A 9,139-nucleotide genomic window follows, 5' to 3' on the forward strand; every position below is an offset into this window, starting at 1 on the left:
GTGAGATCTCCGTGGCGTTGCGCGACGTCCCCGAGGGCACCCCGGTCATCGTGAAGGTCCTGCCATGACCCGGCCGGATCCCGCCGTCCTCGCCCCGACGCCGGGCCGGTCAGCGGCTTCGAGGCGCTCCGCCCACCACCCGTCCCCGCGCGACGGCGGCCCCCACCGTCTCCGGCGGGGGCCGCTGCGTCGACGCTCGGCGGAGCCGGTCAGCACCAGCCGTTGACCGCGCCGTTCACGCCGGTCCACAGGAAGGCGTCGGAGACCCAACTGCCGTCGCTGAGCCGGTTCCACAGCGACGTGGTGCCGTACCGGCCGGTGTGGCTGGTGCCGTTGGCGGAGCAGGAGATGGTGACCGTCGCGCCGTCACCCACCGAGCCGAGCACGGCGTAGCCGGTGCCGGGGCCGGACCGCTTGTTCACCGTGCCCCCGCCGTTGGCGTCGACCACCGCCTGGTTGAAGCCCAGCGCGCCGTAGTTGTAGACCGCGCCACCGGCGCCCCGCCAGGTCGAGCCGTGCCGCGCCCCGCCCTGGTAGGCCGAGGCGCCGTTTTCGAACACCCACTTGCCGAGGCCGTGGCCGGCGATGGGCACGTAGGCGCTGTTCTGCCGCAGTCCGAAGTGGACGTGCCGGCCGTACGCGGCCCCGCCGCAGGTGACGTCGGTGCCCGTGTAGCCCAGGTAGGCGCCCTGGCCGACCGCCGTGCCGTTGGCCGAGATGTTGCTCCACAGGTGGTAGTAGTCGGTGGAGTAGCCGCGGTCGTGGATCACCCGGATCCACCCCCGGCACATCGTGTACGCCGTGCCGGCCCGGGCGGCGCGGACCACCTGGTCGCCGCCCGCGAGGTCGATCGAGCTGTACGGCGTCTCGTAGCCGCCCCAGCCGTGCGGGCCGCTGGTCAGCGTCCAGGTCTGGCCGACCGCGAACGGCAGGGCCATGCCGGTCCGGTAGTCGCCGCCCGCGTACATCGTGCCCGGGGTGCGGGTGAGGACGTCCTTCTCCTGCTTGCCGACCAGGGGCGACTCGGCGGCCAGCTCGCCGAACTCCGCCTCGCCGTCGAAGCTCACCTGCCACCCGCCGGCCTCGGCGCGGGCGATGAAGATCGCGCCGGTCGGGTGGACGTCCTCCTCGTGGCCGGTGAGGGCGACGGCGGTGCCGAAGGCCCAGCGGCCGCTCTTTCGGGTGACGGTGACCCGGGTGTCGGGCTCCTCGGCGTGCGCCTCGCCGGCGACCCGGGCCTGCCCGAGCAGCTTGACGGTCACGGCCTGCTCGACGCTCGCCCGGGCCGGGTCCGGCGTGGGCGCGGCGGCGTGCGCAGCGGTGCCCGCGACCAGGAGTTCCGTCGCCAGGAGGGCCGTGGCTATGCCGGCCCATCGTCTGATGTGCACCATTGACGACCTCTCAAATTGAAGTACATCGCTAAGTGGTGCTGACGATAGACAGAACCAAGAATATTGTCTACATGTTGACACGCTGGCAATGAAGGTATGTTTCGGCCCGCCGGCCGCGTCGGCGAGGCGCGGCCGGCGGACGCCCGGGCAAGGCAGCCGGCGGGTGGTCAGGCAATGCGGCGGATGCGGCGGACGGCCAGCAGGAGCAGCAGCGCCGCGAGCGCGACGAAGATGCCGGCCTCGATGCCCTGGAACAGCCAGAACCGGCTCTCGGGCTGGTAGAGCCACCAGTTGTAGGCGCCCGGACCGAGGCCCAGGTCGGCGCCGCAGGCCCGCCCGTCGGGGCCCGTGGCACCGGGCGGGCAGATCACCTGGGCGTTGGGTGCGACGAGTTTGCCGTTGGCGTCGTGGACACCGTTGGAGAGGATCCAGTCGCCTCTCCTGATGGCGAGTTCGTCGGTGGAGCCCTGCACCGGGTAGGTCAGCTCGCGGGCGGGCAGGTAGCGGGGCCTGGCCAGCGCGGCCACGGCGACGCGCAGGCCGAGGAAACCGACCAGCGTGCCGGCCATGGCGGGCAGCGCCCGAGGCCAGACGGTGCCGGCGAAGACGCCCAGCGCGACCGCGAAGAGGGTGTACCCGATCGGCACCACGCCCTGCATGTCGAAGAAGAACGCGTCGAACCGGCTCTGCCGCCAGCCCTGGTTGAGCGGGGTCAGCCACCAGGACATGCCCAGCCCGTAGGCGACGGAGACGAGCAGCGCGGCGGCTCCCACGAACCCGAACTTGACCAGCGCCCAGCGTTGCCGGCTGACGCCCTGGGTCCAGACGAACCGGTGGGTGCCCTGCTCGACCTCGCGGGCGATCAGCGGGGCGCCCCAGAACAGACCGACCAGCAGCGGCAGCACGAGGAAGAGGATGCCCGCCAGGCTCAGCGTGCCGAACTGGTCGTGGAACTGGTTGAAGGCCCTGTCGCAGGTCTCGCCGAGCCCCGGCGTCGGGCCCGGGTCGCCCGCGGCGACGCACTCCGGCAGGCCGTAGTCGTCGAAGGCGTCGCGCATCGCCAGGCCGCTGATGATCACGAACGCGCCGAGGACCGCGAGCCCGCCCAGGGCGAACAGCGCGTCCCTGCGGTGTTGCCGCCAGGTCAGCCAGATCATGCCGGCACCCCCCATTCCTCGTGGCTGGCCTGCGCGTCGCCGTCGGCGAGGTAGGCCAGGATGACGTCCTCCAGGGACACGTCCCGCACGCTCCACCGCGGGTCGGCGACGGGCCCGTCGGTGCGCACCAGCAGGGTCGACTGCCGGTCGGTGTGGCTGGCCCGCACGACGTCGGCGACGCCCGGGATCGGCTCGCCGCCGTGCCGGGGGCCGATCAGGCGCCGGTGCGCGGCGACCAGGTCCTCGACCGCGCCGGCGAGCCGGACCTGGGCGGCGTTCAGCACGATCAGGTGGTCGCAGACCCGTTCCACGTCCGCCAGCAGGTGCGAGGAGAGCAGCACGGTGGTGCCGGAGTCGGCCACGCTGCCCATCAGGGTCTGCAGGAACTCCCGCCGGGCGAGCGGGTCGAGGCTGGCCACCGGCTCGTCGAGCAGCAGCAGCCGGGGGCGCTTGGCCAGGGCGAGGGCGAGCGCGACCTGGGCCCGCTGCCCGCCGGAGAGCTTGCCGACCGGCTTGTTCGGCGGGATGCCGAGATCCGCCAGGCGGGTACGCGCCATCGCCGCGTCCCAGCGGCGGTTCAGCCTGCCGCCCGCCGTGATCAGCTCGGCCGCGGTGAAGTCCCGGTACAGCGGCGTGTCCTGGGCGACGAAGCCGATGTCGGCCAACGCCGCCCGGTTGTCGTAGGGGGGCTCGCCGAACAGCCGCACCGCCCCGGCGTCGGGCCGCAGCAGGCCCACCGCCAGGTGCAGCAGCGTGCTCTTGCCCGCCCCGTTGGGCCCGACCAGAGCGGCGATCCGCCCGGCCGGCAGGCGGAACGAGCAGTCCCGCAGCGCCCAGTGTCTCCCGTACCGTTTGCCCAGCTGGTCGGTCTCCAGCACGGCCTCCATGGCGTGTCCTCTCATCCTGCCGACGTGGCGTTCTGCGGCGGGGCGTCCACCGGGAGCGTGGCCCGCATGGTCGTCTCCACCAGGGCGGTGATGTCCTCGGGCGTCAGTTCGGCCGCCTGCGCGCGGTGCAGCCAGGCCACCAGCTCCGCCCGCAGTTCGGCCTGGTTGGGCAGGGACGCTCCGGCGAGGGTGCGCGTGACGAAGGTGCCGACGCCCGGCCGCCCCTCCGCGAGGCCCTCGATCTCCAGCTCGCGGTACGCCTTCAGCACCGTGTTGGGGTTGATGGCCAGCGACTGCGCGACGTCGCGGACCTTGGGCAACTGGTCCCCGGGGGCCAGCAACCCCACCCGCAGGGCCTGTTTCACCTGCTGCACGAGCTGCATGTAGGTGTTCACCTTCGACCGGCCGTCCAGCACGAACTCGATCACCCGCCGCGCCTCCCCTGTTGTCTTACGACAGTAGGACTATAGAACAAGTGGGCGCCGACGGGAGCCCCTTCGTCGACGTGCGTGCCCTTCCGGACGGTCCGGGGAGATCCGCGCCTCACGTCCGCTCGACGAGCTATCGACGCTTCCGGATCCGACCCGGCCCCGCCTGTCGCCCTGTCGGCGGACGCGGTTCAGACCAGGCCGGCGACGGCGCCTATCGCGGTGATGGCGACCGCCACCTGCTCGGCAGGAGGACCGTCGACCGGCCATGAGCCGTCCGGGCGCTGGGTGGCGGTGAGCCGCCGGACCACGGCGCGGAACACGGGATGGTCCCGGGGCAGCAACGCCGTCCGCAGTGCGCATCCGGCGCGGGCGACGTCGGCCGGCGGCGCGTCGAGCAGCCGCCGCGCCAGGACGTCCAGTCCCTGGTCCGCCTCCTCGCGCAACCCCACCGCCCACAGCAGGGCGGCGGCGAGCCAGGTGGTGGTGAGGCACGACGGCCAGGCGCCGGAGGCTCCCACGGCGTCGCGCACCGCCCGGGCGGCCCGCCCGGCCGCCTCGGGCCGGTCCAGGACCGCCAGGCACCAGCCGACGTAGGCGGTCAGGTAGAGCGGGTCCTGCGACGGCAGATGCCCGGCGTCCACGGCGGAGCGCACCGTGCCGTCCGGCGCGACCAGCGCGGCGAGCCAGTCGACGCAACGGTCCACCCGGGAGCTGTACCGCAGGTCCAACTCGATGATCCGGGCGAGCCGTTCGCACGTCGCCGCCACCGAGGGGGCGCCGGCCGACCAGGGTGCCGGGAAACCGCCCTCGGGAGACTGGTCGGCGAACAACGCGTCCGCCACGTCCAGCGGCGCCGGCCACACCCCGGTCAGCACCGTCGCCAGGCGGTGCCCGTCGGACTCGTCACCGTGGGCGATCACCCACTCGACCGCCGCGCCGTTGTCGATCACGAACCGACCCTGACCCTCACCCGTGCAGGTACGCGAGGACCGCCAGCACCCGGCGGTTGTCGTCGTCCGACGGCGGCAGCCCCAGCTTGCTGAAGATGTTGTTGATGTGCTTGCTGACCGCCTTCTCGGTGACGAACAGCCGCCCGGCGATCGCCGCGTTCGACCGGCCCTCGGCCATCAGGCCCAGCACCTCCCGCTCCCGGGCGGTGAGCTCCCGCAGCGGCTGCGCCGTCGCGTTGCGGGCGAGGAGCTGGGAGACGACCTCCGGGTCCATCACCATGCCACCGCCGGCCACCCGGCGCACCGCGTCGACGAACTGGTCGACGTTGGACACGCGGTCCTTGAGCAGGTAGCCCACTCCCCCGCCACGGTCGGAGAGCAGCTCGCGGGCGTACAACTGCTCGACGTGCTGGGAGAGCACGAGGATCGGCAGGCCCGGCAACCGGGTCCGGGCCTGCAACGCCGCCTGGAGCCCCTCGTCGGTGAAGGTCGGCGGCAGGCGCACGTCGACGACCGCGACGTCCGGGTGGTGCCGGACCAGCGCCGGCAGCACGGACGGCCCGTCGGCGACGGCCTCGACCACCTGGAAGCCGAACGCGTCGAGGATGCGCGTCAGCCCGTCCCGGAGGAGGGCGAGATCCTCCGCGATGACAACTCGCACGGCAGCTCCATGGTCACGACAGTCGGTCCGCCGGGCGGACTCGTCACGGTCATCGTGCCATCGAAGGCTGCCAGACGGCGTTGCACGCCCGACAGGCCGGTCCCGGAGTCCGGCGTCGCGCCGCCCCGGCCGTCGTCGCCGACCACCATGGTCAACCGACCGTCGCGGTACGCCAGCCGGATCCACGCCCGCGCCGCGCCGCTGTGCTTGGTGACGTTGGCCAGCGCCTCGGCCACCGCGAAGTAGGCGGCCGACTCGACTGCGGCCGGCGGGCTGCCGGGCAACGCGACGTCGAGCTCCACGGACAGCGGCACCGCCAGCGCGAGCGCCCGCACGGCGCCGTCGAGTCCGCGTTCGGCCAGCACCGGCGGGTAGATGCCGCGGACCAGGTCGCGCAGCTCGACCAGGGCGCGACCGCTGGTCTCCTGCGCCTCGGTGAGCAGCCGCTGCGCCGCGGCCGGGTCGTCGGCCATCAGCTTCTCGGCCAGGCCGATGCTCATGCGCAGCGCGACGAGCCGGGCCTGCGCCCCGTCGTGCAGGTCGCGCTCGATCCGGCGCAGCTCCGCGGCCTGGGTGTCGACCGTGTCGGCCCGGCTGGCGGAGAGCTGCCGGACCCGCAGCGCCAGCTCCTGCGCCCGGGTCGGGGCCAGGAAGAACCCGGCGAAGCGGAAGTGCAGCCACACCAGCCACTGCGCGACCACCAGGCCGGCGAACAGGAACAACCATCCCTGGGGTACGGACAGCACCGCCTGCACGAGGTTGTCCATCGGCCAGAACACGCCGTAGCCGTACCAGTCGACGTTGAGGAACAGGACCACGGGCATCAGCAGGACGCCCTCCAGCCCGTACACCGGCAGGACGAACGCCAGCAGGCAGGCCCCGCCGGTCACCATGCCCGGCATCAGCCAGGCGATGTCCCGCCAGGTCGCCGGGTCACCGACCACCCAGCGGAACCGCCGCCAGGTGCCGAGCCGGGCGCCCTCGGGCGCCGGCGGGTACGGCGAGGCGATCGGCATGCCGTGCCACCCGGCCACCCGGCGTTGCAGCCCGGTCGACCACCGCACGAGCACGGTGACCGCGGGGAACAGCGCGAACCCGATGCCGAGGGCCGGGATGAGCGCGAGCGAGACCACCGACAGCACGAACAGCGCCGCGTTGGTGGTCAGGCTGAGCAGGGCCACGGCCAGGCCCTGCACGGCGGCGAGCGCGCCGGGCCGGACCGACTGCCTGACGAACGCGCGTACGGAGCTGTCCACGGCGCCCATTCTCCGGCACCGGTCCCACCGGATTCGGTGGTGCTAGCACCACCCACCTTCGGGACCTGGCACCCCTGCCCCCGCCCCCCTCCGGCCGAAGGATCGAGACGTGACCACAACCAGGCAGGAGAGACCCGACATGTCCCGGCGGCAACGACTGGCCGGCCTACCGTCCGGCCGACGCACCAAGTACGCGATGCTCGTCTTCTGGCTCGTCCTCGTCGCGGTGGCCGGACCGCTGGCGATCAAGCTGACCGAGGTGCAGAACAACGACACCCTCGGGGCGCTGCCCGCCTCCGTGGAGGCCAGCCGCGCGGTGCAGCGGGCGGAGGCGGCGTTCCCCGACTCCCAGGCGCCCCTCGCGGTCGCCGTCTACGTACGCGAGAGCGGGCTCACCGACGCCGACCGCGCGAAGGTCGACGGCGACCGGGCCGCGTACGCCGCGTACGCCGACGGCGGCCAGGTGCCGCCCCCGGTCCCGAGCGAGGACGGCAAGGCGGTGCTGGTGTCCTTCCCGGTCGCCGGCGACGACGAGCAGCGGGCCGACGCGGTGGCCGACATCAGGGACCGGCTGGCCGCCGACGCCCCCGACGGGCTGCGCACCGCGCTCACCGGCGAGGCCGGCGCCACCGAGGACGTCTTCGACGCGTTCGCCGGGATGGACACCGCCCTGCTGCTGGCGACCGCGGGCACCGTCGCGCTGCTGCTCCTCCTCACGTACCGCAGCCCGGTCCTGTGGCTGATCCCGCTCCTGACGGTCGCGCTGGCCAACCAGCTCGCCAGCGCGGTCGTCTACCTGCTGGCCGAGTACGGCGGCCTGGCGGTCGACTTCCAGAGCCAGAGCATCCTCACCGTGCTGGTCTTCGGCGTCGGCGTGGACTACGCCCTGCTGCTCATCGCCCGGTACCGGGAGGAGCTGCGCCGGCACGCCGACCGGCACGCGGCGATGGCCGTGGCGCTGCGGCGGTCGATCGGCGCGATCTGCGCCTCGGCGGCGACCGTCGCGGTCGGCCTGCTGTGCCTGCTCGCCGCGCAGCTGCCGGCCACCCGGGGCCTGGGACCGGTGGGCGCGATCGGCATCGCCGCGGCGTTCCTCGCCATGACCACGCTCCTGCCGGCCGTGCTGGTCATCTTCGGGCGCTGGCTGTTCTGGCCGTTCGTGCCCCGCCACACCCCCGACGCGGTCGTCGACGACGAGGCGTCCCGGCACGGGCTGTGGCGCCGGGTCGCCGGCGTCGTCGGTCGCCGCCCGCGCGTGGTGTGGCTGGGCACGGCGGCGGCGCTGGTCGCCCTCAGCTTCGGCATCGGCAACCTCAGCATCGGCATGCCGGCTGACCAGTCGTTCACCACCGAGGTCGGCTCGATCACGGGCCAGCGGATGATCGCCGCGCACTACCCGAGCGGCACCGTGGCGCCCGCCGAGATCCTGGCCACCGCCGGCACGGCCGACCAGGTGGTGGCCGTCGCCCGTGCGGTGCCCGGGGTGGCCGAGGTCGGCGAGCCGCAGCGCTCCCCCGACGGCCGGTGGGTACGCGTCGCGGCCGTCCTCGCGGACACGCCGGACAGCGACGCCGCGCTGGACACCGTCGACCGGCTCCGCGCCGCCGTGCACGCATTGCCCGACGCGCAGGCGCTGGTCGGCGGGGACACCGCGTACCTGCTCGACGAGGAGCGCACCGTCGGCCGCGACAACCGGGTCGTCGGCCCGCTGATCCTGGCGGTGGTGTTCGCCGTCCTGGTGCTGCTGCTGCGGGCCCTGGTCGCGCCGCTGCTGCTGCTGGCGAGCGTGGTGCTGTCCTACGTCGCCGCGATGGGCGCGGCCGGGCTGATCCTCGACGCCATGGGCTATCCCAAGCTGTTCGTCGGGATCCCGCTGCAGACGTTCCTGTTCCTGGTCGCCCTCGGCGTGGACTACACCATCTTCCTGGCCACCCGGGCCAGGGAGGAGACGGCACGGCTCGGGCACCGCCGGGGCGTGCTGCACGCGCTGACGGTCACCGGCGGCGTCATCACCAGCGCGGGCGTGGTGCTGGCGGCCACCTTCGGCGCGCTCAGCGTGCTGCCGCTGGTGCCGTCGGTGCAGTCGGCCGTCATCGTCGGCGTCGGCGTGCTGCTGGACACGTTCCTCGTGCGCAGCCTGCTCGTGCCGGCCCTGGCGCTGGAGATCGGCCGCCGCACCTGGTGGCCGGGCGTGCTGTCGCGGCGGGGGTCACAGGTCCGGACGCAGCCCGTCGAGCCGGCCGCGGCGAGGGCCCGGTCAGGGCTCGCGTAGCGGGACACTTCCGGGGGCGTAACGCCCGGCCGCCCGCCACCGGGCGGGGGGGGGGGGGGGGGGGGGGGGGGGGGGGGGGGGGGGGGGGGGGGGGGGGGGGGGGGGGGGGGGGGGGGGGGGGGGGGGGGGGGGGG

At 74.0% G+C, this 9,139-nt stretch carries 8 protein-coding genes; 1 reads left to right on the forward strand and 7 read right to left on the reverse strand.

Features of this window, described 5'->3' with window-relative positions; all coding sequences use genetic code 11:
- Positions 1-209: 209 nt before the first annotated feature.
- The 7 genes from ACZ6O2_RS35975 to ACZ6O2_RS36005 form a co-directional block, all read right to left on the reverse strand.
- Positions 210-1,388, reverse strand: coding sequence for a M23 family metallopeptidase (locus ACZ6O2_RS35975; protein WP_466026140.1), 1,179 nt, complete (start codon positions 1,386-1,388; stop codon positions 210-212).
- A 170-nt stretch (positions 1,389-1,558) separates the two neighbouring features.
- Positions 1,559-2,548, reverse strand: coding sequence for an ABC transporter permease (locus ACZ6O2_RS35980; protein ID WP_466026141.1), 990 nt, complete (start codon positions 2,546-2,548; stop codon positions 1,559-1,561).
- Positions 2,545-3,435 carry an ABC transporter ATP-binding protein gene (locus ACZ6O2_RS35985; RefSeq protein ID WP_466026142.1) on the reverse strand — a complete coding sequence of 297 codons (891 nt, stop codon included), beginning with the start codon at positions 3,433-3,435 and terminating at the stop codon, positions 2,545-2,547. The genes ACZ6O2_RS35980 and ACZ6O2_RS35985 overlap by 4 nt, the downstream gene beginning before the upstream one ends.
- 11 nt (positions 3,436-3,446) lie before the next feature.
- A complete protein-coding gene (locus ACZ6O2_RS35990; RefSeq protein WP_466026143.1) occupies positions 3,447-3,863 on the reverse strand; it encodes a GntR family transcriptional regulator in 417 nt (138 codons plus the stop codon).
- Between the two features lie 191 nt (positions 3,864-4,054).
- Positions 4,055-4,816 (reverse strand): prenyltransferase/squalene oxidase repeat-containing protein, encoded by a 762-nt coding sequence (locus ACZ6O2_RS35995; protein ID WP_466026144.1) that lies wholly within the window; start codon positions 4,814-4,816, stop codon positions 4,055-4,057.
- A 16-nt stretch (positions 4,817-4,832) separates the two neighbouring features.
- The gene (locus ACZ6O2_RS36000; RefSeq protein WP_466026145.1) at positions 4,833-5,477 is read right to left on the reverse strand and encodes a LuxR C-terminal-related transcriptional regulator; all 645 of its coding nucleotides are present in this window, start codon (positions 5,475-5,477) and stop codon (positions 4,833-4,835) included.
- Positions 5,429-6,742 (reverse strand): sensor histidine kinase, encoded by a 1,314-nt coding sequence (locus ACZ6O2_RS36005; protein WP_466026146.1) that lies wholly within the window; start codon positions 6,740-6,742, stop codon positions 5,429-5,431. The genes ACZ6O2_RS36000 and ACZ6O2_RS36005 overlap by 49 nt, the downstream gene beginning before the upstream one ends.
- Before the next feature lie 100 nt (positions 6,743-6,842).
- Here ACZ6O2_RS36005 and ACZ6O2_RS36010 point away from each other — a divergent pair, with 100 nt between their 5' ends.
- Entirely contained in the window at positions 6,843-9,005 is a 2,163-nt protein-coding gene (locus ACZ6O2_RS36010) for an MMPL family transporter (protein WP_466026147.1), read from the forward strand.
- The last annotated feature ends 134 nt before the right edge of the window (positions 9,006-9,139 follow it).

Source organism: Micromonospora sp. NPDC048040, from assembly GCF_055587185.1.